Source organism: Streptococcus sp. DD11 (genome assembly GCF_001578865.1).
Classification (GTDB): Bacteria; Bacillota; Bacilli; order Lactobacillales; family Streptococcaceae; genus Streptococcus; species Streptococcus panodentis.
The window spans coordinates 180,440-202,815 of the sequence record NZ_KQ969395.1; the positions used below are offsets into that span (position 1 = coordinate 180,440).

Sequence of the window (22,376 nt, forward strand, 5' to 3'; positions counted from 1 at the left end):
ATGCCTTGGAGGGAATCGATCAGGGCAGCCTGACTGTCAACGGACACGAAGTGGCCAATGCTTCCGCTAAAGACTTGGTCAGCCTGCGCAAGGAAGTCGGCATGGTCTTTCAGCACTTCAATCTCTACCCCCACAAAACGGTGTTAGAAAATGTAACCCTGGCTCCTATCAAAGTCTTGGGAATTGATAAAAAAGAAGCAGAAAAAACGGCTAAAAAATACCTAGAATTTGTCAGCATGTGGGACAAGAAGGACTCCTACCCCGGCATGCTGTCCGGCGGCCAGAAACAGCGGATTGCAATCGCCCGCGGTCTGGCCATGCACCCAGAGCTGCTGCTCTTTGATGAGCCGACTTCGGCTCTGGACCCCGAAACCATCGGCGATGTTCTCGCTGTCATGCAAAAACTGGCCCACGACGGCATGAACATGATTGTCGTAACCCACGAAATGGGCTTTGCCCGCGAGGTAGCCGACCGCATCATCTTTATGGCCGAAGGAGAGGTCTTAGTAGACACAACCGATGTTGATGCCTTCTTTGACAATCCGACCGAACCGCGTGCCAAGCAATTCCTCAGCAAAATTATCAATCACGAGAGTGATACGGTCACATCTTAACAGAGATGCCGCTTAGAAATCATCGAAAAAAGAGGCTTTTAGGAAGAAAGCAACATCATCTACGGACACAGACTCTCCCGCTCTTTCTATTTTATACTCTTCGAACTCCACACCAACCTTCCTTCGTTTCGACTTGCCTAAGTCAAGTTAAAGGGCGGCAGGATATGATGAGCCGGTTTGCTGCCAGCATGACCGCTCCTGGCTCATTTGCCGATGCTGTTCATTGAGCATCTACTCTGATTTATTTCAAGGAGGAAAACATGAAAATAAAAATATTCTACTGGGCCTGGCTCTGGTATTGCTGGCTTTTGGGACGATCCAAACAGTCAAGGCTGATGCCGACAGCGAGCAGGTCAAAGCTATTCAGAAAAGGGGCGTGCTCAATGTCGGCGTCAAGCAGGACGTTCCCAACTTCGGCTATCTCAATCCCGAAAATAACACTTACAGCGGACTGGAAATTGACCTTGCCAAAAAGATTGCCAAGGAGCTGGGCGTCAAGATCAACTATGTGCCGGTAACGGCCCAAACCCGTGGGCCTCTGCTGGACAACGGTCAGGTGGATATCGTCATCGCTACCTTCACCATTACAGATGAGCGCAAACTCCTCTACAATTTCACCACTCCTTACTATACGGATGCTTCGGGCTTTCTGGTCAATAAATCCAGCAAAATCAAGAATCTGGAAGACTTAGACGGCAAGACCATCGGTGTGGTTCAGGGATCGATCACCCAGACCCTGCTGGAAGAAATTGCCAAAGAGAAAAAACTCCATTTTAAGTATGTGGAACTGGGGTCCTATCCTGAGCTGGCTGTCTCCCTAAGGGCTCATCGCATTGATGCCTTTTCGGTCGACCAGTCCATCCTGACTGGCTATGTCAGCTCCAAATCCACCATTCTGGACTACAGCTTTAAAACAGCTGATTATGGTGTCGTCAGCAAAAAATCCAACACCGGCTTAAACGATTACCTAAACGGCTTGATCACAGCATGGAAGAAGGACGGCAGTCTGCAAAAGCTGTATGACAAGTACCAGCTGAAGCCATCGACTTCAGCCGATGATTAGAAAGGGGAGTATGTATGACTTTTAATTTATCTTCCTGGCAGGCTTATTTTGCAGACTTTGGACAGTTTGTCCAAGGCTTCCTCTTTACGCTGGCCATCTCAGTCGGTGCCTTAATCCTGGCCCTGATACTGGGAATTGTCTTCGGTGCTATCAGCACCGGCAAGAACGCTTTTCTCCGCGGACTGGCTCGGGTTTTCGTTGAATTTTATCAAAACACACCCCTGCTGGTACAGTTTGTCATCGTCTTTTACGGTCTGCCGCTTATCAGCGGCTATGCCATCATGCCCTCCATCTACTGGACGGCTGTGCTCTGTGTCGGACTCTATCACGGCGCCTATATCGCTGAGGTCATCCGCTCAGGGATCCAGTCCATCCCGCGCGGGCAGACTGAAGCAGCTCTGTCACAAGGTTTTACCTATATCGAAACCATGCGTTACATTATCCTGCCTCAGGCTTTTCGGATTATCCTGCCGCCTCTGATCAATCAGGTGGTCAATCTGATTAAGAACACCTCGACCGTCGCTATTATCTCCGGAGTTGACCTTATGTTTGTGACCAAATCTTGGGCTGCTCTCAATTCCAACTACATTCCGGCCTTTACCGGAGCTGCCCTGCTCTACTTCCTCCTTTGCTTCCCTATCGCACGCTGGGGACGCAGGGTAGAGGAAGCCAACAAGCAGGCCTACAGTCTGTAAGGAGGTTCTCATGGAAAATATCTTAAATGTCTTAACACCGACCAACCTCCTTTTTATCTTAAAGGGACTTTGGCTGACGTTGGAAATATCCTTTATTTCGATTATTTTGTCCACGATTCTGGGGACCATCTTGGCTGTTATGCGCAATGGCAAAAATAAATTTTTCCAGCTGCTGGCCAGCGTTTACATTGAGTTTGTCCGCAATGTCCCCAATCTGCTCTGGATTTTCACGATTTTCTTGGTCTTCCAAGTCAAGTCCACACCGGCCGGCATTATCAGCTTCACAGTCTTTACCTCTGCTGCTCTGGCTGAAATTATCCGCGGCGGACTCAACGCCATTGATGACGGACAGACCGAAGCCGGCCTGTCTCAGGGCTTTACGCAGGTCCAGATCCTCTGGTACATCATCCTGCCTCAGGCCGTTCGCAAAATGCTGCCGTCCATCATTTCCCAGTTTGTAACAGTCATCAAAGACACCAGTCTGCTCTACTCCGTCATTGCCCTGCAGGAGCTATTCGGATCCGCCCAAATCCTGATGGGCCGCTATTTTGAAGCCGAACAGGTCTTTACTCTCTACCTGCTGGTGGCAGCCATTTACTTTGTCATTAACTTTGCTATTTCGACCTTCTCCCGCAGGCTGTCCCGCCGCTGGGCACAGGCGGCAGAGTGATATAGACTTTTCCTTTGCTTTTAGCAGTGAAACTGTCCGGAGGACAGTTTCAGCCTATCATTTTGAAATAAGAAAATGATAGGCTGTGAGCCGCTCAAACCGTACAACGAACTATTTGAGGAGGTGGATGGAGCTTCCGCTAGGAAGTGTCAGCTGCTCAAAGCACTGCTGGAGGAGCACCGCAGCTTCGTCCAAGAGCAAATCCAAAACTGGCAAGGCTCACTGGAGAAGTTAGACGATAAGATCGAATGGCAGCAAAAAGAAATCAGCTAACTTTCATAATTTATCAAGAACAAAACCCGGGCGGATAGCTCGGGTTTGATGCTGCTATTTTGCTGCTCTCGACTTATTGGCAATATCCGCTAGGATTTGCTGAATGAAGTCATCAACTGGGATGGTATGGGTTTCTTTTGGCCGTAGCGGCGGACATTGACGGTGCCATCTTCGACTTCCTTGTCGCCGACAATGAGCTGGTAAGGAATCTTGCTGGTCTGTGAGGCGCGGATCTTGTACTGCATCTTCTCATTGCGCTCATCCACATCTGCACGGACCCCCTTGTCACGCAGCTTCTTGGCCACCTGCCAGGCATAGTCGATATGGGCCTCATTGGAAACCGGAATCAGGGTCACCTGATGCGGTGCCAGCCAGGTTGGGAAGGCTCCTTTGTAGTTCTCAATCAGGATAGCCGTGAAGCGCTCCATGGTCGAGATGACCCCGCGGTGAATCATAACCGGACGGTGTTCTTCTCCGTCAGCGCCGATGTACTTGAGGTCGAAACGCTCTGGCAGCAGGAAGTCCAGCTGAATGGTCGAAAGGGTTTCTTCATTTCCCAGAGCGGTCTTGACCTGAATATCCAGCTTAGGCCCGTAGAAAGCTGCCTCACCCTCTGCTTCAAAATAATGCACCTCCATCTCATCCAAAGCTGCTTTAAGCATGGACTGAGCATTTTCCCACATGGCATCATCATCGTAATACTTGTGTGTATCCTCTGGATCACGCAGGGACAGGCGGAAACGGTAGTCTGTCAGATTGAAATCTTCATAAACATCGATAATCAGCTGCAGAGCCCGCTGGAACTCTTCCTGAATCTGCTCAGGAGTGACAAAAATGTGACCGTCATTAAGGGACATTTCCCGCACGCGCTGCAGGCCGGTCAGAGCTCCGGACTTCTCATAACGATGCATCATGCCAATCTCCGCAATCCGAATCGGCAGCTCACGGTAGGAATGCACATGGTGCTTGTAGACCTGGATGTGGTGCGGGCAGTTCATCGGCCGCAGGACAAACTCTTCCCCATCGCCCATATCCATGGTTGGAAACATGTCTTCTTGGTAATGCTCCCAGTGGCCAGAAGTCTTATAAAGTTCCACAGAAGCCAACGGCGGCGTATAGACATGCTGGTAGCCAGAAGCCAACTCCTTATCCACAATGTAGCGCTCCAGCTCCCGACGGACCGTCGCTCCATTTGGCAGCCAGAAAGGCAGGCCTTGCCCTACTTCTTGGGAAATCATAAAGAGATCCAGCTCTCTTCCCAGCTTGCGGTGGTCGCGCTCCTTGGCCTCCTCCCGCATCTGCAGGTAGTTCTTCAAATCTTTCTTGTCAAACCAAGCTGTTCCATAAATCCGCTGCATCATGGCATTGTCGCTGTTGCCGCGCCAGTAAGCACCTGCGACATTAAGCAGGTGGAAGATTTGGATGCGGCCAGTTGAAGGCACATGCGGACCGCGGCAGAGGTCTACATATTCGCCCTGACGGTAGATAGTCAGTCCGCCCTCGTCCTCCGAATGCTCCTCAATCAGCTCCAGCTTGTAAGGATCGTCTTTGAAGATTTCGCGGGCTTGGTCCTTGGTCACTTCCTCCCGGATAGAGGGGAAGTTTTCTTTGACGATTTTCTTCATTTCTTCCTCAATACGAGGCAGGTCTTCATTGGAAATCTGACCGGCAGCATTATCCGTATCATAGTAAAAACCATCCTGAATGGCCGGTCCAACACCCAGATGAATGTCAGGGAAAAGACGCTTGGCTGCCTGGGCAAAGAGATGAGCAGCCGAATGACGCAGGACAGGCAGGGCATCCTCGTGGTCAGAGGTCACAATTTCCAGCGCGCCGTCTTCTGTGATGGCCCGGGTGGTGTCAATCAGCTTGCCATTGAGCTTACCGGCCAAGGCTTTTTTAGCTAAGGAATTGCTGATGGATTGGGCAATGTCAAAAGTGGTGCTGCCGGATTCGTACTCACGAACCGCACCATCTGGAAATGTAATGTTAATCATGGTTTTCTCCTTTTTTAATGTCTATTTTTGTTAATTTTAAGAGACGGGCAATCTCTTCAGCAAGCTGAACTTCCGTTTGACTGCCATCTGTCACGAGGCTAGGATAACCTAATTTCGCTGCTTCCTCTCGGACTCTTTGGGCAAAAAGAATATCTCGTTGCATCCAATTTTTAAAAGCTTCTTCGGGATTTGAGCACCCTTTTAAGATATAGGGAACCCACTCTCGCTTAGCATAATGTGTCAGTTGGAAATCAGCCGTTGGCGTTAGGCAAAGATAAGCATTAGGCAGTGTAAGACTGTTAACTAGGTGTGGCAATAGCCCTGCTCCCTCCACCAACAGCGACTGCTCTTGATTTTTTATCAGGTAGGATTTCAAATAAGGAAAAATTTCCTCATAAAAATACCACTCTTCATCTGCCATAGCTTCTGGACGTCGCAGCCATATCTGATCTGGGCTTCTGTCCCGTCTGAGAAAGCTGATAGGAGCTCGGTCTAGAATTGCCTGTTCAGTCAGCTGATCTGTCAAGTCGTCTATCTTGATATGAACTAGGTCATATTGGCGGGCAAGAAATGAACTAATGGTTGACTTGCCACTGCATGGTGACCCACCGATTAAGTAAAGCATACCACCCTCCTTTGACAAAATAAAAAACGCCCCTAAAAAGGACGTCGCAACGTGGTTCCACCTTCATTCGTGTATGTCAAAAAACCTACACCTCGAATCGGCTCTAACGTAGCCACCGTTTTATGTTTGCATAAAAGCTGATAGAGTAGTCCCAACTGCATCCTCTACGCGATTTCCAGCTCCACGCGCTCTCTAAAAGATTTCCTGCAGGTGATTTGTCTCTAGAAAACATTATAGCACGATTGTGAAATTTTGCAAGAGGAAAAAACGGCAATTTCCAGCTGGACAGCCGCCGCTAGAGCCGGCCAAGATGACAGGTCAGCAAATCAGAACTGCTGCAAACCGCTCCGACAGAGAGAACTGCCGGCGCACAGCAGGCTGGGCAGGCAGACACTCCCCTGCTATTCCAAAAATTTGGTCAGGCCTTTTATCTTTTTGACCTGCTTGCTGGAAGCCTTGAAAATCCGAACGGAACCGTTGACTGGCAGAGAGATGACCTTGCCGGGCAGATAAGCCACGGACTTGGCCAAACGCTTGGCTACATTTTCCTCCGGCTTCAGGTCATTATGGAAGTCCTTGGAAATGGTCAAATCCAGATAAAACTCATAAACCCTGCGGCCAAAGTTTTCTGCCGAAATCTCATAGAGCTTGTCTGCCAGTTTCTTCTCATCCATATCAGGCGTTGCAATCACAGCCTCTAAGATAGCACCGGATAGATCGCGTTCCTCATAATAAAGGGTCCCAAAAATCTTGTCGCTGATGACATTGTCCAGATAAGGATTGCCATGGGCGATAATAGGCGTGCCGCTGGCCAGACTCTCCAGATAGGTCAGCCCCTGCGTCTCACTGGTGGAGGCTGAGATAAAGAAGTCTGCTGCTTTATAATAAAGCGCGGTATCACTGGGGGCAATCATGCCTGTAAAGATAACCGAGTCTTCAATCCCTAGCTGAGCCACCAGTTCTTTCAGATCATCCGCATATGGTCCGTCACCGACAATGACCAGCTTGATTTGATCATTTTCTTCCAGAACAGCCGGCAGAGCTTTGACCACCGCCTGAATATTCTTTTCATAAGAAATCCGCGACAGGCTGAGCAGCATCACCTCTCCCTCAGCCAGACCAAGCTTAAAGCGCAGCTTTTTGATATCCTCCCGGGAAATCTCCGGCCGATCAAACTTAGCCAGCTCAATCCCTGTCGGAATAACCCTTTTTTCTGCCTCAATCTTATAATCCACCAAGAGGTCATAGACAATCTCGCTGGGGCAGATGACCCCATCCAAATCGCTCATAAAGCCGCGGACAATGTACTTGACCATGCTGGGACGGATGACCATGCCCTTGGCGATATAGTGGACATAGTCCTCATACTGGGTGTGGTAGGTGTGCACCACTGGGATCCGCAGTTCTTTGGCAATCCAAATCCCCAGCAGGCCCAAGGAAAACTCCGTCTGAGTATGGATGATATCCAGCTGATACTGGCGGGCGATTTCCAGAGCATTGGAAAAGCCGCGGTAGGCTACTCTTCGATCCTTAAAGGCAAAGAAAGGAACACTGGGAATGCGGATAATCTGCCAGTCCTCATAGCGGTTGACATCCTTATCCGTCGTGGTAAAAATAAATACGGTATGACCTAGTTTCTCCAGCTCCGTTTTCAGGGTCCGAATGCTGGTCGCAACCCCGGAAACCTGAGGAAAATAGGTATCTGTAAAAAGACCAATACGCATCTTACATCTCCAAAACTGTTTGGTAGGCCTTGACCAGCTGGTCGGAAACATCGTCAATGGACCGGCTTCTGGCAACCTGATAGCCTGCCTGGCGCTTATCAATCCGGCCGTCAAGAACCTTGCGAAGGGAGTCGACAAATTCGTCCACATTGTGGCAGAGCTCGGCTGAGTTTTCATCCACCCAGCCCTGATAAACCGGAATATCGCGCAGAACTACATTTTGCTGGCTGGCAAGGGCTTCTAAGACAACAATTCCCTCTGTCTCCTCATAGGAAGGGAAAAAGAATGCATCACTGCCTGACATGGCCCCCTGAAAAACGGCTCCCTTGAAGTAGCCGGGAAATTCGACATTGTCAGGATGATCGTAAAGGACCAGCTTGCGGATCTTGCGCGGAATCAGCCAGAGATTGATGGATCCCAGCCAGATAAAGCGAACATCCGGCATCCTGCGGGCCACCTCTACAAAGTCCTCGATGCCCTTGCGGCGGAAATAGAGACCGGCACAGACCACTACTTTCTGCCCTTCCTTGATGTGAAAATACTCTTTAAAGACAGCTTCCTTGCGGGCATCCTTTTTGTACTTAGGGAGATCAATCCCATTTGAAACAGCCACCATCGGAGTCGTGACACCGTAAGCCTCAATCAGCTGCTTGGAATAGTCCGAAGGGGTAATGATAAAATCAGCCTTCTTGTACATGTGGGTCAGGTATTTGCCAAATAAGGGAGCAAACAGATTCGAGCCAATAAAGGAGTTTTCAAAATCTTCCTTAGTAGAATGACCGTGCATAATCACTTTCTTGCCCCCTCTCTTGGCGGCATGCAGGAGGAGCAGACTGCGCGGCCCATAGGTATTGATGTGCACTACATCATAGTCCCCTAAAACGTCCGTCGTATAAGGAATCCCAGCCAAATCCAAAGCATGCATCTGGTGCTGCAGAGCCCGGCCGATGCCTGATTTTTCCAAAACAGACTTTCCTTCAAGATACAGTAATACTTTCATAGTTCCTATTATATCGAAAATCAAAGGAAAAAGAAAATCACAAGGCAGACGAAATGAAAAAACCACCAAAACTGGCGGTTTTTGTTTCTTTATTTACGGGTAGAATTGCGCTCGCTGATACTGTGAGCCAGCAGCACCTCGCGCTCTTCCAGCTCCTCTTTGTGCATAATCTTGGTCAGCATGCGCATACTGATAGCCCCGATGTCATAGAGAGGCTGGCCGATAGTCGAAAGGTTAGGACGGGTGAAACGAGCGACCTGAGAATCATCACTGGTAATGATTTCAAAGTCTTCCGGAACCTTGATGCCCTGATCAGAAAGGCCGTTTAAGAGACCCGCTGCCAATTCATCGCCGGTGACAAAAGCGGCAGTTGCTTTGGAAGCAATCACCCGTTCCGCCAAGTGATAGCCATCGTCATAGGAATACTTGGACTCAAAAACCAAGCCTTCACTGTAAGACAGTTTCTTGCTTTTCAGAGCTTCTTTATAGCCTGACAGGCGGATTTTGCCGTTAATATCGTCTACCAGCGGCCCGCTGACAAAGGCAACCTTCTTATTGCGCTGAGCCAGCAGCTCTACCGCATCCACTGTCGCCTGCTTGTAGTCAATATTGACACTGGGCAGCTGATGCTCTACATCCACTGTACCAGCCAGGACAACCGGCGTACGGGAGCGGGAAAACTCGGAGCGAATCTTTTCTGTCAAGTGATAGCCCATAAAAATGATGCCGTCCACCTGCTTGGAAAAGAGAGTGTTGACAACGGACACTTCCTTGTCATCATCTTCATCGCTGTTGGCCAGGACAATATTGTATTTGTACATTTCAGCAATATCATCAATCCCCTTGGCCAAGGTAGAGAAGTAACTATTGGTAATATTGGGAATCACAACGCCGACAGTGGTCGTCTTCTTGCTGGCAAGGCCCCGGGCCACCGCATTTGGCCGGTAATCCAGCCGATCAATGACTTCTAAGACTTTCTTGCGTGTGTTTTCCTTTACATTTTTATTTCCGTTCACCACCCGACTGACTGTCGCCATCGAAACTCCCGCTTCACGGGCGACATCATAAATGGTTACTGTGTCGTCTGTGTTCATATAGTTTCCTTTCTTTGATTGAAAATTTCGTTTTCACTGTCCTACATTCACCATTTTATCACTTATTGTAAACACTTTCAAGTATTTTGATAAGTTTTTGAAAAGTCTTGCTTTTTTTGACATTTTTTGCCAAAATAAAGGGTAGAAAGAAGGTTGTAACTATGACAAAAATCAATCAAATCACTGCTTATCTTGAACATGAAAAAACAGATGCTGCGGTCTTCTCCGATCCCGTCAGTATCAACTATCTGACTGGTTTTTACAGCGACCCCCACGAGCGCCAGATGTTCCTTTTTGTCTATCCTCATCAGGAGCCGCTGCTCTTTGTTCCGGCTCTGGAAGCGGACCGTGCCGCTTCCATCCTTGATTTTCAGGTAGTCGGCTATGTGGACTCTGAAAATCCTTGGCAAAAGATTAAAAACACCCTGCCGGCTGCTCCTTTCAGAAAGATTGCTGTCGAATTTGACCATCTGATTTTGACCAAGTACCACGGCCTGCGCACTGTCTTTGAAGGAGCAGAATTTACCAATCTGACCCCGCTCATCAACCGCCTGCGCCTAATCAAGTCTGCTGATGAAATCCAGAAAATGCTGATTGCCGGCCAATATGCTGACAAGGCTGTCAACATCGGCTTTGACAGCATCTCGCTGGACAAAACGGAAACCGATATTATCGCTCAGATTGACTTTGCAATTAAGCGCGAAGGCTATGAAATGAGCTTTGAAACCATGGTCCTGACTGGTGACAATGCAGCCAACCCGCACGGCATCCCTGGCGCCCATACAATCGAAAACAACGCCCTGCTGCTCTTTGACCTGGGCTGTATGGTCAATGGCTACGCCAGCGATATGACCCGGACAGTCGCTGTCGGCCAGCCAGATCAGTTTAAAAAGGAGATTTACCAGCTCACTTTGGAAGCCCAGCAAGCAGCGCTGGACTTTATCAAACCGGGTGTGACGGCCCACGAGGTGGACCGTGCTGCCCGTCAAGTCATCGAAAAAGCTGGCTATGGGGAATATTTCAACCACCGCCTGGGCCACGGCATCGGTATGGATGTTCATGAATTTCCATCCATCATGGAAGGAAATGACATGGTTATTGAGGAAGGCATGTGCTTCTCTGTTGAGCCCGGCATCTATATCCCCGGCAAGGTCGGTGTCCGCATTGAAGACTGCGGCCATGTCACTAAGAACGGCTTTGAACTCTTTACTGAGACCAGCAAGGACTTGCTGTATTTTGAATAACGTGCTATAATTTTGTATTATAAAATCAAAGGAGAACTTGGATGATTATATGGCGCGGCAAAGGCCTTCTTGTTATTTTAGCGATAATTGGCGGTGGTTTTGCAGGCATTACGCTGTCTGATTTCATCTTACAAGGCAGCACGACCGCTTTTTCAATGATCCTCCGTTGCATCATACTGATTCTAACGACTTCTGGTTTGAATTTTCTATTGACAAAATGGTTCATTTCAAAGGAAGTTCGTATCTTGATAGATGAGAAAACGGGAGAGAGAATTGAATACCGCGACCGCTCTTCATTCTTCTTTATTCCCAATCGATATTGGACCTGGATAATTGCTGTCGTTTTAGCCATCATCTTCCTGACTCGTTTATAATATCAAACTAGCGACAGAGCCTTCTCTGTCGTTTTTGTTCTTTTTTCGCCTCTATGATGTTCAAGTTTTCCATCTATTCTTGCCCTTCCGTTTTAAAAATGTTATAATTTTTATGAAATTGTCAAAAAATTCTAATGTATTTATGGATGCTGTTTTTCACTGCAAAGGAGGCCGGATGCTGTTTAAAAAGTCAGGAAGGGACGGATTTTCCCGCTATGTCTGCCTGCTGCTGCTTCTTATCATTTTTCTGGTCTTCTCCCTGTTTTTAGCCGTCTCCTTGGGGTCTGTTTCGATCGATCTGCAGGACACTTACGGCATTATTTTCAGCAGACTGGGGCTTCCCTTTGGCAAGGACAGTCTGCCTTCGTCAACGCTTGCAATCGTCTGGAATATGCGGCTCCCAAGAGTGCTCTTGGGCATCCTAGCTGGAGCCGGTCTGTCCATATGCGGCAGCGTCATGCAGTCTACAGTCAACAACCCCATCGCAGAGCCTTATATTCTGGGAATTTCAGCGGGAGCGACCTTTGGGGCAACCTTGAGCATCATCTTAGGACTCAAGACCCTTACTGGCACAGGCGCTTTTATCGGAGCCATTCTGGCAACGGCAGTCGTCGTCCTTATCGCATCCATGCAGGGCAAAATGACGACGGGCAGTCTGATTTTATCCGGAACGGTGGTCAATGCTCTCTTTATCGCCTTTGCCAACTTTATCATCTCCGTCGGTGCCAATGCTGACAGTATCATGACTGTAAAATTCTGGACCATGGGCTCACTGGCCGGAACTTCCTGGTCAGATCTGACCTTGCCGGCTCTCGCTGTCGGTCTTGCCTTTTTGTTTTTCTGCTCCCAGTACCGTATTTTCAATGCCATGATGATGGGGGAAGAGGCTGCTCTGACACTGGGTGTGCCATTGCATGTTTACTGGTACCTCTATATTACTGTCGTCGCCATCATCACAGCAGTGCTGGTGGCCAGCTGCGGCATCATCGGCTTTGTCGGTCTGATCACGCCGCACATTGCCCGAAGGTTGGTCGGCACCAACTACAGAAGGCTCTTTCCCATCGCGACTCTTCTGGGAGCCCTCTTTCTTGTCTGGGCAGATGTTTGGGCTCGGACTCTGATCAAAAATGCAGAGCTGCCGATTGGGATTTTCACTGCCTTGGTCGGTGCACCTTTCTTTATCTACACTGTAGCCAAAAGCCGAAGGGAGGTGAACAGCTGATATGGACCTGATTTGCAAAGATATTCACTATGCTGTCGGCCCCAAAAAGATTTTAAACGGGATTTCGCTCAGAGTTGAGGGCCAGCAGTTTCACACCATTCTGGGACCCAACGGAAGCGGTAAAACCACCCTGCTCAAAACCATCTACCGCCAGCTCAAGCCGGACAGCGGCAGCATTTACCTCAATGGAGACCCTCTTGAAAGCATCAGCATCAAAAAAGCTGCTAAGCATCTGGCAGTTGTCACGCAGTTTAACCATCTTCAGTTTGACTGCACCGTTGAGGAGATTGTCCTGCTGGGCAGGACGCCGCATCTCTCCTTTCTGCAAAGGGAGACCGAGCTGGACTACGCGCTCGTCCAAGAAGCCCTGCAGCAGGTGGGCATGCTGGACAAGGCGAGCCGGGCCTATCTGTCCCTGTCCGGCGGCGAAAAACAGCGGGTCCTGCTGGCACGGGCTTTGACCCAGCAGCCGACCCTGCTGCTCCTAGATGAGCCGACCAACCATCTGGATATCAAATACCAGCTGGACATGCTGCGCATCGTAAAGGACCTGAACATCAATGTTCTGGCCGTTCTGCACGACATCCAGCTGGCCTGCCGCTATTCGGACTATTTGTACCTCATGAAAGGGGGTGAGATCGCATACCAAGGCAACCCAACGGAAGCCATCACCCAAGATTCATTGCAGGCTGTCTACGGCGTTCAGAGCAAGGTAGTCTGGACAGAGGACCGGCAGGCAATGATTCAGTACCTGTAGTCTTTTAGAGGCTGGATTCCTAGCCCACTAGCCCACAAGAAAGGAAAGGAAAAAATATGAAAAAAACACTCAGTATCTTGCTTCTTGCAGCTGCTGCACTGACAGTAGCTGCCTGCAGTTCTTCATCCAAAACCAGCAGCTCGTCTTCTTCATCGCAGGCTTCTTCGGAAAAAACGGCCAAAAAGGACAGCGCAGAGACCAAATACCCTGTGACGGTCAAGACCTATGACGCCGAAGGCCAGGAGATTGAGCAGACTTTTGAAAAAGCACCGGAAAAGGTCATTACCAATAACCTTTCAACGACCGAAATCCTGATCGAACTGGGACTGAAAGATAAGATTGCCGGCATGCTGAATCCAGACAATGCTGTCACAGGCAAATACGAGGCTGATATTGCCACGATTCCGCAGGTCGGCGACAAAAAAACGGTATCGCAGGAAACCGTGCTGTCCTATGAGCCAGACGCTATTCTCGGCCGGAATATGATGTTTTCTGAAAAGTCTCTGGGTACCGTGAACTCCTGGAACGAAAACAAGATTCCTGTCTATACGCAGAAAGCCTCTGTGTCTAATATCAAGCAGGATTTGTCCAACATTGTCGAAGATGTCAAAAATCTGGGGACAATCTTTAATGTTCAGGAAAAGGCCAATCAATATGCCGAGCAGCTGCAGGGCAAAATCGACGCAGTGAAAAAGGCAAATAAAACTTCTCAGGGGGAAAAGAAAAAAGCTCTCATCATGGTTGCTTACAATGATGAGACCTTTGGCACCTATAAATCCGCCCTGCAGGAGAGCCTGCTCAATCAGCTGGGCTATACCAACGTGGCAACCGGAACTTCTGATTTGACCTTGGAAAATCTCGTGTCTATGGATCCGGAGCTCATCATTTATGTGACCAGCGACCGCAACAAAGAAATGGACGGCCAGGCGGTAGATCTGATGAAAGCCAATGCAGTTCTGGCAGATGTTCCGGCTGTTAAAAATGAGCAGATCATGACTATTTCCTATGATGAGCTGATGGATTACGGTCCTGCTGTGATCGACTCTCTTGAGAAAATCAATGACTTTATCAATAAATAAACGCTTTGTCCGAGAGGATGTGACCGTTACGGTGTCCCTGCCCTCTCATTATGATGGGCAGCGGCCTTATCCAGCCGTCTTTCTGAATGACGGCCAGCTGAGCTACCTGAGCAGCCTTTCGGAGTCCGTGATTCTGGTCGGTCTGAGGTCAAAAAACAGGCTGGATGATTATACGCCCTGGAAAGCCAGCGCCCTGAGGGCGGGCAGACCCGACTTTGGCGGCAGGGCTGACAGCTATCACCAAGAGGTCTTTGGCAGCATCATGGCAGAGCTGAAAAAGGAATACCGGCTGGACGAGAGCAGAATAGCTTACGGCGGCTATTCCTTAGGCGGACTGGCAGCTGTTTACAGTCTTTACAGCGGCTGGAAAATGCCCTGTGTTTTTTCCATCTGCGGTTCATTCTGGTATCCGGAATTTACTGACTACTGCCGGACACAGGAGCTGAAAAACAGGGACTGCCTGATCTACCTGCAAAATGGAAAAACAGAAGGCGCCAATCATACCAACCGCCTCTTTAAAGCCCCTTTGTATGCGGCAGAGATTCACAGTCTCATCCAGAAGGAGCTTCCTGCAGCCTGCTCCGTTTTTGATCCCTACGGCCATCACGATGCCCTCAAAGAACGGTACGCTGCCTTTGCCGACTGGCTGGCTGAGCAATGGCATATCAACTGAAAAATTCCCCTTTGTCACTCACTGAATGAACTGACAAAGGGGAGTTTTTAGTTATAGCTTTTTAGTTTGCTTTTAGTACGAGGCAGCGAGCCGCAGGCTGTACTGGCATACGGCAAGGCGAGTTAACAAAGTAATAAAAAATAAACTAAATGACGATATTGTTTTATGCAAAAGACTCCTTCCAGTAAAAGGATTATTGACTATCGCTAGTCAAATTTTTTATTTTGATTCCAATTCTACATTGCTTTCAGCAACCATCAGTTCATCTGGAAAAGAATAACTTTCATAGTTATTTTCAGGATTATCCGTCCACATCTCACATTGTTTGATAACCGTTACAATCGCATCTTCAACACCTTCTGGCGGATATTTGTATTTTTTAAGAAGCCGTTTGACAAGCATACGCATACGAGCACGCGCTGATTGTTTTTTCTGCCAATCAATGGTCCTGCTTTTACGCAGCATATCCGTTAATTCATGCGTCATTGCAACAAGTTCATCATTCTCATAGAAATCTTTGACAGCTTGCGGTTGCGTTAAGGCATCATAGAAAGCTAATTCCTCATCTGTAAGCCCTAAAGCATCTCCTTCCTCATGAGCTTTCGCCATTTCTTTAGCCATCTTCATTAATTCAGCTATAACTTCCTCATTAGAAAGCATACCATTTAAATAAGCTCTCATTGACCGTGAAAGAATTTCCGAGAATTTTTCAGATTTTACCAAATTGGTTCTTTGATACAAAGTAATTTGTTCCTGCAATAATTTTTTCAATAATTCTACAGCCAAATTCTTCTCTTTCATATTAGAAATTTCATCCAGAAATTTAGGATCAAACAGTGAAAATCCAGTGTCAATATCTGAGAATAGATTAATAACACCCTCACTTTTGATAGAGGCTTTTAACAATTCATTAATACGATTATTAATATCTTTCAGTGATAATTTTTTGCCTTCTCCAGTGATTCGAGTTAGTAATGTTCTGACAGCATCAAAATAAGCTGCTTCAAAACGTTGTTCAGGTGTAAGCAAGGAACGACAAAGGGATAAAGCTTGGCGTAAAAGCAAGGATTCTTTTATAAAAAGCTCCTTTTTCTTTTCTTTATCTACAGCAGACAGAAAGTTCACCCCACCGCTGATTGTTTTAGCTCTAGTTAAATCACTTGATTGAGCATTCATAAAATCTGCGTAGTCAAATCCATAAAAGAGATCACGACACACCTCTAGTTTCTCAATGAATTTTGGTAATGCAGTCTTAGCAATATCAGTGTCTCCAAAATTGCCTTTATCTCGATTGGTATAATCATTCATGGCTTGCTTCAAAGCACCAGCAATGCCAATATAATCAATAACGAGACCGCCTTCTTTATCCTGATAAACACGATTAACACGAGCAATGGCCTGCATGAGATTATGACCTTGCATTGGCTTATAAACATACATGGTCGCAAGACTAGGGACATCAAAACCTGTCAACCACATATCTACGACAATAGCAATCTTAAAGGTGCTGTCATTGTCTTTAAATTTTTTAGCCATCTCTTCTTTGTGACGCTTATTGCCAACAATATCATGCCATTCTTCTGGGTCATTGTTACTAGAAGTCATAACCACACCGATTTTTTCTGTCCAATTCGGACGCTTTTCAAGCAAAGTGTGATAGATTTTCATAGCGATAGGACGTGAATAGGCAACTATCATGGCCTTACCAGTCAGTTCTTGGGCACGATTTTCTTCATAATGCTTAATAATATCATCACACAGGGCACCTATCGTCTGATCAGCTCCTAAGATGCTATCCAGACGCCCCAGTTCTCTCTTGCTTTTTTCAATCGCATGAGATTCAGCACTTGCTGCCATCAAATCATACTCAGCATCAATCAAGCTCAGGATATTTTCATCCAGCTTCAAGTGCATGACACGGCTTTCATAGTAGACAGGCCGAGTCGCCCCATCCTCAACTGCCTGTGTCATATCATAGACATCAATGTAATTACCAAAAACTTCGGTTGTAGACTTATCCTTGGTCGAGATTGGTGTACCAGTAAAACCGATATAGGTTGCATTTGGCAGACTATCTCGAATTAACCTGGCTGCTCCAAGCACCAATTTCGCTTGGTCTGACCCATCTGCTCCCTTGGTTATTTTGATTTTTTCTTCAAGCCCATACTGTCCACGATGGGCTTCGTCTGCCATGACAACAATATTCCTCCTGTCAGAAAGTGCTTCAGCCGACTCTGAAAACTTTTGCATGGTTGTAAAAATAATTCCATTGGCCTGACGCCCTGCCAGCAGTTCCTTTAGATGCAAACGGCTTTTTGCCTGAATTGGCGTTTGCCTAAGAAAATCCTGACATTTTGAAAACTGCCCATACAGCTGTTCGTCCAAATCATTTCGGTCCGTCAAAACGACAATAGTCGGTGAATCTAAGACTTTCTGCAACAGATGAGCATAGAAAACCATAGACAAAGACTTTCCGCTTCCTTGCGTATGCCAAAAGACACCGCCTCGACCATCCGTTTTAGTCGCATTCAAGGTTGAAACAACTGCCTTATTCACCGCAAAATACTGGTGATAAGCAGCTAAAATTTTAGCATCCTCAGAGAAACAGATGAAATTTTTTAAAATATCTAAAAATCTCGCTTTGTCAAAAATTCCTTCAATAAATGTCGTAAAACTAGCATACTGCCTATCTTCAAAACTACCGTCCGTCGTCTTCCACTCCATAAAGCGGTCTTCGCCAGCCGTAATCGTTCCTGCCTTTGAAGTCGCCAAATCCGTCATCACACAAAAAGCATTATAGATAAACAGACTTGGAATTTCTTTCTGATAAGTTTTGAGCTGGCGATAGGCATCTGAGGCGTCCGTTTCCTGACGGGAAGGACTTTTCAATTCAAATACAACTACTGCTAATCCATTCAAAAAGACAAGAACATCAGGGCGCTTATTGCTTTTTTCCACGATGGCCCATTGGTTGATGACCGTAAAGCTATTATTATTGACATTCTCAAAATCAGCCAAGTAAACAAGGCTTGACCGTGTTTTCCCTTGATAAAAATAGGAAACTTCAATACCATTTTGCAGATAATCTGTGAAAACCTTATTTTTCTGAAGCAAGGACCCTGTCTCAAAACGCTGCAACTTTTCAATAGCAGCCTGAATCGCAGCAGTCGGCAACTGAGCATTAATCCTTTCCAAAGCAGGACGAAGTTCCTCCATGTATAAAGGCAGCCTATAGTCACGCTCTACATCTGGACCATAAACATAAGAATAGCCCAAACTATCACGAAAAAGTTCAATAACCGCATTTTCGTAGTTATCTTCAGTAAATCCCATCAGTTTGTTCCTCCCTAACTTTCTTTAGGAATTGGTGTATAAACCATATATAACTTAAGCAATGCTTGATAATAAAAATCTTCAAAGGTCTCAATTTTAACATCTGTTTCTAATTGAGTTTGCCATTTTACATAAAAATTTGAAGAAGTATCAGAACTATATGCAATGGAAGAAAGAATTGCTAATACAGATTTAACCGTCCAAAAGCACATTTGATACTCCGGACATCCTCCTAAGTTTAACTGTGACCACATGACATCATATGGTGGTTCAAGAGGTTGCTGCTGGTCTTCAGAATCAAAAGTATTTTCTCGCTTTAAATACTCATAAATATAAGACTCTAAGTCACGATTCGTCTCATGAAATAATCTATTTACAGAATTATCGGGTAAAGTGAAAATATTGGTATCAAATTCACTAACTTTTTTGTCAGAACATTGTTCTATGGTATGATGAAAATACTTAAAACCATCATATAGAAGACTTTCTCCTAAATTGTTTCTCTCAGAAAAATCCCTTACTTGTTTTAAGTAGTCATCTACCCACTGATCATTTTCAAATTTAAGAACTGGAAATTTTGCTTGTTTTAGTATTGCCTCTTGAACTTCTATACTACAGCGATTAAAACTCGTATAAATTTTTCGATGGTGCTTTTTATGCAAATTGACATTATTAGCAATCATGCATAATGGCAGATATTCCTTTTCTTCAGAAAAATCAATAAGAAACTGTTTTGCTTCTGTTTTTATTTTATCAGTCCGACGCTTCTCTTCAAGCCTCAGTACTTCTTTTTCATGTTTGGTTTGCAGCCAGTAAATCAAATAGGCAACTATAATTGAAGCAATTAATGACAAACATGCTAAAACAATTTGAATCACATCTGAATTTTGATTTAAAAAATCTATAATATCTTTCAATTTTATACTACCTTTTTCATGTTGTACACTAAATCATCATTTAGAGCAGATGGCACAAGCTATTTTTAAATCTTGGTTTGTTGATTTTGAACCGTTCGACGGTGAAAAACCATCTGATTGGCGAGAAGGAGTATTTTCTGAAATAGTCGCTTCTACATTGGGTGGTGATTGGGGGAAAGAGCATCCTGTAGGAAACTACCAACAGGTCGTTTACTGTATACGAGGTGCTGACTTACCAGAAATCACTTTGGGTAATAAAGGAAAAATGCCTGTACGTTACATATTACCTAAAAACTTCACCGACAGACAATTGACAGATAATAATATTGTTATTGAAATTTCGGGTGGCAGTCCAACTCAATCAACTGGCAGATGCGCGTTAATTACCCAATCACTCCTTGATAGATATGAGTATGATATGGTATGTACAAATTTTTGTCGCGCTATTAAACCTAAAGAAGGATATTCTGAATTTATATACTATTATTGGCGATATTTATATGATCACAAGGTAATGTTTTTATACGAAAATGGAACAACAGGGATTAAAAATTTTGATATTTCAAGCTTCTTAGAAACTGAAAAAATTATTATTCCAACTTTAAATTTAGTCTATAAATTTTCAAATATCGTTAAAGAGCTCAGAAATACAATTGCTACAAATGGATTAGAAATTGAAAAATTGATCGTTCTTCGTAATACTCTTCTGCCAAAACTCCTATCAGGCGAAATCTCAGTAAGTCAAGCCACTAAATGATGATTTATCTTTTTATTATTTTCTATTTTGTCGTCAATAGCACTCAAAATATTGCCAATTTGTATCTGTTCATCCAGTGGAGGACATAGAATCTCATGATTCTTAACAACGTCCAGCTGAACTCTTTGCCTGCCTGATGTTCCAACCATTGATTTAATAGCAACTTCTCTAACGCTTGGATCAAGCATTAAATAATACACAAAATTCTCGTCGCTTATTCCCTCTATGGCTCTTGCAACAATAAATTCTGTAGATCCAAATCCGACTTCATTTTCATCTAATAAACTTACCTTAGCAGTCTTCCCATTTTCAAGACTTGGTGTAATACGAGCTATTAGGGTATCCCCATTTCTAAATTTAGTGCCGCCTTTAAATTTTACATATTCAAACTCAGGGATATCACGCGCAAACGGCTCTAGCTTTTCCATTGCTATTTTTTTAGCTAGAGTTCCTTTAGGCAATGTTTCTCTGGGATTAAAATTTATAATATCTGAAAGTTTCACTTTCTTCCAATTATTCAATTTCGGTTCTCCTCATCCTATATATTTCCGATGCGAATTTTTGACATTCGCTTGGTTAACCATGGCATAGTGCATGGTTGTGTCTATTTTGACATGACCGAGCAAGTGCTGGACTTGTTCTATGGGCATGCCCTTGTCTATGGCGCGTGTCGCCAATGTCCGTCTGAATTTATGTGGATGGACTTTATTTAAGTCTGCTTTTTCACCAAGCTGTCTTAGTCTCGTTTCTACACCTCCGATTAGCAATCTATCATGTGGAGAAGACAAGGAAACGAACAAAGCCGGATTATTATCCTGACGGCTGTCTAGGTAGTTTATCAAATGAATCTTTGTTCTAGCGTCAAAGTAGACAATCCGCTCACTATTCCCCTTCCCAAAGACAACGCATTCTCTTTCATAAAAATTAATATCCTCCCTATTCAATCTCACTAGTTCACCTACACGCATTCCGGTTGAAGCCAATAAATCAATCATAGCCAAATCACGAATCTCATCGCATGCATCTCTTAGGAGTTCAAGCCCTTCGTCAGACAAAGTTTCTTTAATCGTCTTATCTGTCTTTATCTTATGAATCCGACGAACAGGACTTTTTAAAATATAGTCTTCATCTTCCAACCAGCCAAAAAAGCTACTAAAAATCCGACGCATGTTGTCAATCGTTACTTTGCTAGAGTTTCTCTCCTTTTGATAATGCGCAAGATAAGTCCGCAAATCACTAGTAGTCAAATCTCTTATGGCCGTTTTGAGACTGGTAAACATGTTTTCAATAACCATTTTATAGTATTTCAAAGACTTCTCGCTGCACCCCTCAATCCTCTTAGCAGAAATAAACAGTTCAAGCAATTTCCCATTACTTTCCTGTTCATTGACCGATTTAATCTCAGCAACTTCTACATTGACAAAAGCTGCAATCAAAACCTTTTGCAGATTTTCTAACTGCCGAACACTTAAGTGTCTTGCCATGCTCGATGTGATTTGTGTAATTAATTTATCCTTCATAAGCTACCCACCTTTCTTAATTTATTATACTTCATGGATAGCTTAAAAAGATAAATCATCATTTAGAGCAGATGGCGCAAGAACTTTTTGAACAAATTTACTATGAAGGTTCATCTGCCCAACTAGGAGATATTATTAGTACTCTTGAAAGTGGCTCACGTCCAAAAGGAGGTGCTGAAGTAGATGGTATTCCAAGTATTGGTGCAGAAAACATTGAGCGTTTTGGCCAATATGATTATACGAAAGAAAAATTTATAAGCCTAGAATATTTCAAAAAACTTAATCGTGGTGTTGTACACTCAGGTGATGTCTTACTTTATAAAGATGGCGCCTATACTGGAAAAGTATCAATGGCCTTGGATGAATTTCCACATGCACAATGCGCTATTAACGAACATATCTTTATATTAAGACCAAACGAGCTAGCACCAAGTCCGTTTTTCCTATATTTCTTACTCCTGAACGATAAAAATAAGCAAGCTTTATTTTCACGAGCTTCTAGTAAGGCCGCTCAACCCGGATTAAATCAAACTGAAGTAAAAACTTTACAAATTTTACTTCCACAAACAGAAAAAATCGCCGAACTTGACAATACTATCTCACCCATCATGCACCAAATTGCTAAAAATGCTAACGAAAACAGAAAATTATCAACACTGCGCGAGACTCTTCTGCCAAAACTCCTATCAGGCGAAATCTCTGTCAATCAGGCCACTAAATGATGATTTATCTTTTTATTATTCTC

21 protein-coding genes and 1 pseudogene are annotated in these 22,376 nt (G+C 45.2%); 13 read left to right on the forward strand and 9 right to left on the reverse strand.

From position 1 onward, the window contains the following. From STRDD11_RS08620 to STRDD11_RS14460, 5 genes are all read left to right on the forward strand, one after another. Window positions 1-614: amino acid ABC transporter ATP-binding protein (locus tag STRDD11_RS08620; RefSeq protein WP_241209381.1), on the forward strand; the 614-nt coding region annotated here is incomplete at its 5' end. Between the two features lie 301 nt (window positions 615-915). Next, window positions 916-1,677 (forward strand): transporter substrate-binding domain-containing protein, encoded by a 762-nt coding sequence (locus tag STRDD11_RS08625; protein WP_241209393.1) that lies wholly within the window; start codon window positions 916-918, stop codon window positions 1,675-1,677. Between the two features lie 14 nt (window positions 1,678-1,691). Then, window positions 1,692-2,372 (forward strand): amino acid ABC transporter permease, encoded by a 681-nt coding sequence (locus STRDD11_RS08630; protein WP_128836982.1) that lies wholly within the window; start codon window positions 1,692-1,694, stop codon window positions 2,370-2,372. Window positions 2,373-2,382: 10 nt separating this feature from the next. After that, window positions 2,383-3,042 (forward strand): amino acid ABC transporter permease, encoded by a 660-nt coding sequence (locus tag STRDD11_RS08635; protein WP_128836983.1) that lies wholly within the window; start codon window positions 2,383-2,385, stop codon window positions 3,040-3,042. Between the two features lie 75 nt (window positions 3,043-3,117). Continuing rightward, on the forward strand, window positions 3,118-3,315 hold the full coding sequence (locus STRDD11_RS14460; RefSeq protein ID WP_128836984.1) for a MerR family transcriptional regulator: 198 nt from the start codon (window positions 3,118-3,120) through the stop codon (window positions 3,313-3,315). A 54-nt stretch (window positions 3,316-3,369) separates the two neighbouring features. Here the strand turns inward: STRDD11_RS14460 and thrS are convergent. From thrS to ccpA, 5 genes and pseudogenes are all read right to left on the reverse strand, one after another. Beyond that, a pseudogene (gene thrS / locus STRDD11_RS08645) lies at window positions 3,370-5,312 on the reverse strand (threonine--tRNA ligase). Beyond that, window positions 5,305-5,937, reverse strand: a complete 633-nt coding sequence (locus tag STRDD11_RS08650) for a nucleoside/nucleotide kinase family protein (protein ID WP_128836985.1) — start codon at window positions 5,935-5,937, stop codon at window positions 5,305-5,307. The pseudogene thrS and the gene STRDD11_RS08650 overlap by 8 nt, the downstream one beginning before the upstream one ends. A 401-nt stretch (window positions 5,938-6,338) precedes the next feature. Then, complete coding sequence (locus STRDD11_RS08655) at window positions 6,339-7,661, reverse strand: glycosyltransferase family 4 protein (RefSeq protein ID WP_128836986.1); 1,323 nt, start codon at window positions 7,659-7,661, stop codon at window positions 6,339-6,341. Window position 7,662: 1 nt separating this feature from the next. Beyond that, window positions 7,663-8,661 (reverse strand): LTA glycolipid anchor biosynthesis glycosyltransferase, IagA/BgsA family, encoded by a 999-nt coding sequence (locus STRDD11_RS08660; protein ID WP_128836987.1) that lies wholly within the window; start codon window positions 8,659-8,661, stop codon window positions 7,663-7,665. Window positions 8,662-8,750: 89 nt separating this feature from the next. Continuing rightward, on the reverse strand, window positions 8,751-9,755 hold the full coding sequence (ccpA, locus tag STRDD11_RS08665) for a catabolite control protein A (protein WP_128836988.1): 1,005 nt from the start codon (window positions 9,753-9,755) through the stop codon (window positions 8,751-8,753). A 161-nt stretch (window positions 9,756-9,916) separates the two neighbouring features. Between ccpA and STRDD11_RS08670 the strand changes: the two genes are divergently transcribed. The 6 genes from STRDD11_RS08670 to STRDD11_RS08695 all read left to right on the forward strand — a co-directional run bounded on the left by STRDD11_RS08670 (window position 9,917) and on the right by STRDD11_RS08695 (window position 15,104). Then, entirely contained in the window at window positions 9,917-10,999 is a 1,083-nt protein-coding gene (locus STRDD11_RS08670) for a M24 family metallopeptidase (protein WP_128836989.1), read from the forward strand. 41 nt (window positions 11,000-11,040) lie between these two features. Further along, window positions 11,041-11,373 carry a hypothetical protein gene (locus STRDD11_RS08675; protein WP_128836990.1) on the forward strand — a complete coding sequence of 111 codons (333 nt, stop codon included), beginning with the start codon at window positions 11,041-11,043 and terminating at the stop codon, window positions 11,371-11,373. 175 nt (window positions 11,374-11,548) lie between these two features. Then, window positions 11,549-12,595 carry a FecCD family ABC transporter permease gene (locus tag STRDD11_RS08680; protein ID WP_128836991.1) on the forward strand — a complete coding sequence of 349 codons (1,047 nt, stop codon included), beginning with the start codon at window positions 11,549-11,551 and terminating at the stop codon, window positions 12,593-12,595. A 1-nt stretch (window position 12,596) separates the two neighbouring features. Continuing rightward, window positions 12,597-13,352 (forward strand): ABC transporter ATP-binding protein, encoded by a 756-nt coding sequence (locus STRDD11_RS08685; protein WP_128836992.1) that lies wholly within the window; start codon window positions 12,597-12,599, stop codon window positions 13,350-13,352. 56 nt (window positions 13,353-13,408) lie between these two features. Next, complete coding sequence (locus tag STRDD11_RS08690; RefSeq protein ID WP_128836993.1) at window positions 13,409-14,431, forward strand: ABC transporter substrate-binding protein; 1,023 nt, start codon at window positions 13,409-13,411, stop codon at window positions 14,429-14,431. Continuing rightward, window positions 14,412-15,104, forward strand: coding sequence for an alpha/beta hydrolase-fold protein (locus STRDD11_RS08695; protein WP_128836994.1), 693 nt, complete (start codon window positions 14,412-14,414; stop codon window positions 15,102-15,104). The genes STRDD11_RS08690 and STRDD11_RS08695 overlap by 20 nt, the downstream gene beginning before the upstream one ends. A 219-nt stretch (window positions 15,105-15,323) precedes the next feature. On the opposite strand, the gene STRDD11_RS08700 is transcribed toward STRDD11_RS08695, so the two are convergent. Together STRDD11_RS08700 and STRDD11_RS08705 are read right to left on the reverse strand one after the other, a co-directional pair. Beyond that, entirely contained in the window at window positions 15,324-18,437 is a 3,114-nt protein-coding gene (locus STRDD11_RS08700) for a type I restriction endonuclease subunit R (protein WP_128836995.1), read from the reverse strand. A 14-nt stretch (window positions 18,438-18,451) separates the two neighbouring features. Further along, complete coding sequence (locus STRDD11_RS08705) at window positions 18,452-19,354, reverse strand: hypothetical protein (protein WP_128836996.1); 903 nt, start codon at window positions 19,352-19,354, stop codon at window positions 18,452-18,454. A gap of 49 nt (window positions 19,355-19,403) precedes the next feature. On the opposite strand from STRDD11_RS08705, the gene STRDD11_RS08710 reads away from it, so the two are divergent. Continuing rightward, window positions 19,404-20,111 carry a restriction endonuclease subunit S gene (locus tag STRDD11_RS08710; protein WP_128836997.1) on the forward strand — a complete coding sequence of 236 codons (708 nt, stop codon included), beginning with the start codon at window positions 19,404-19,406 and terminating at the stop codon, window positions 20,109-20,111. On the opposite strand, the gene STRDD11_RS08715 is transcribed toward STRDD11_RS08710, so the two are convergent. Further along, window positions 20,096-20,632 carry a restriction endonuclease subunit S gene (locus STRDD11_RS08715; RefSeq protein ID WP_128836998.1) on the reverse strand — a complete coding sequence of 179 codons (537 nt, stop codon included), beginning with the start codon at window positions 20,630-20,632 and terminating at the stop codon, window positions 20,096-20,098. The two genes, STRDD11_RS08710 and STRDD11_RS08715, sit on opposite strands and share 16 nt — an antisense overlap. A 12-nt stretch (window positions 20,633-20,644) precedes the next feature. Continuing rightward, window positions 20,645-21,631, reverse strand: a complete 987-nt coding sequence (xerA, locus tag STRDD11_RS08720) for a site-specific tyrosine recombinase/integron integrase (RefSeq protein WP_128836999.1) — start codon at window positions 21,629-21,631, stop codon at window positions 20,645-20,647. Between the two features lie 71 nt (window positions 21,632-21,702). Between xerA and STRDD11_RS08725 the strand changes: the two genes are divergently transcribed. Next, window positions 21,703-22,353 (forward strand): restriction endonuclease subunit S, encoded by a 651-nt coding sequence (locus STRDD11_RS08725; protein WP_128837000.1) that lies wholly within the window; start codon window positions 21,703-21,705, stop codon window positions 22,351-22,353. Window positions 22,354-22,376: the final 23 nt, after the last annotated feature.

Excerpts from the sequence above, each read along its gene's own strand:
- STRDD11_RS08700 (WP_128836995.1), bottom strand. The coding sequence starts at position 18,437 with ATGGGATTTACTGAAGATAACTACGAAAATGCGGTTATTGAACTTTTT.
- STRDD11_RS08655 (WP_128836986.1), bottom strand. The coding sequence starts at position 7,661 with ATGCGTATTGGTCTTTTTACAGATACCTATTTTCCTCAGGTTTCCGGG.
- STRDD11_RS08725 (WP_128837000.1), top strand. The coding sequence starts at position 21,703 with ATGGCGCAAGAACTTTTTGAACAAATTTACTATGAAGGTTCATCTGCC.
- STRDD11_RS08695 (WP_128836994.1), top strand. The coding sequence starts at position 14,412 with ATGACTTTATCAATAAATAAACGCTTTGTCCGAGAGGATGTGACCGTT.
- STRDD11_RS08630 (WP_128836982.1), top strand. The coding sequence starts at position 1,692 with ATGACTTTTAATTTATCTTCCTGGCAGGCTTATTTTGCAGACTTTGGA.
- STRDD11_RS08635 (WP_128836983.1), top strand. The coding sequence starts at position 2,383 with ATGGAAAATATCTTAAATGTCTTAACACCGACCAACCTCCTTTTTATC.
- STRDD11_RS08690 (WP_128836993.1), top strand. The coding sequence starts at position 13,409 with ATGAAAAAAACACTCAGTATCTTGCTTCTTGCAGCTGCTGCACTGACA.
- STRDD11_RS08675 (WP_128836990.1), top strand. The coding sequence starts at position 11,041 with ATGATTATATGGCGCGGCAAAGGCCTTCTTGTTATTTTAGCGATAATT.
- STRDD11_RS08680 (WP_128836991.1), top strand. The coding sequence starts at position 11,549 with ATGCTGTTTAAAAAGTCAGGAAGGGACGGATTTTCCCGCTATGTCTGC.
- xerA (WP_128836999.1), bottom strand. The coding sequence starts at position 21,631 with ATGAAGGATAAATTAATTACACAAATCACATCGAGCATGGCAAGACAC.
- STRDD11_RS08710 (WP_128836997.1), top strand. The coding sequence starts at position 19,404 with ATGGCACAAGCTATTTTTAAATCTTGGTTTGTTGATTTTGAACCGTTC.
- STRDD11_RS08685 (WP_128836992.1), top strand. The coding sequence starts at position 12,597 with ATGGACCTGATTTGCAAAGATATTCACTATGCTGTCGGCCCCAAAAAG.
- STRDD11_RS08660 (WP_128836987.1), bottom strand. The coding sequence starts at position 8,661 with ATGAAAGTATTACTGTATCTTGAAGGAAAGTCTGTTTTGGAAAAATCA.
- STRDD11_RS08650 (WP_128836985.1), bottom strand. The coding sequence starts at position 5,937 with ATGCTTTACTTAATCGGTGGGTCACCATGCAGTGGCAAGTCAACCATT.
- ccpA (WP_128836988.1), bottom strand. The coding sequence starts at position 9,755 with ATGAACACAGACGACACAGTAACCATTTATGATGTCGCCCGTGAAGCG.
- STRDD11_RS08670 (WP_128836989.1), top strand. The coding sequence starts at position 9,917 with ATGACAAAAATCAATCAAATCACTGCTTATCTTGAACATGAAAAAACA.
- STRDD11_RS14460 (WP_128836984.1), top strand. The coding sequence starts at position 3,118 with ATGATAGGCTGTGAGCCGCTCAAACCGTACAACGAACTATTTGAGGAG.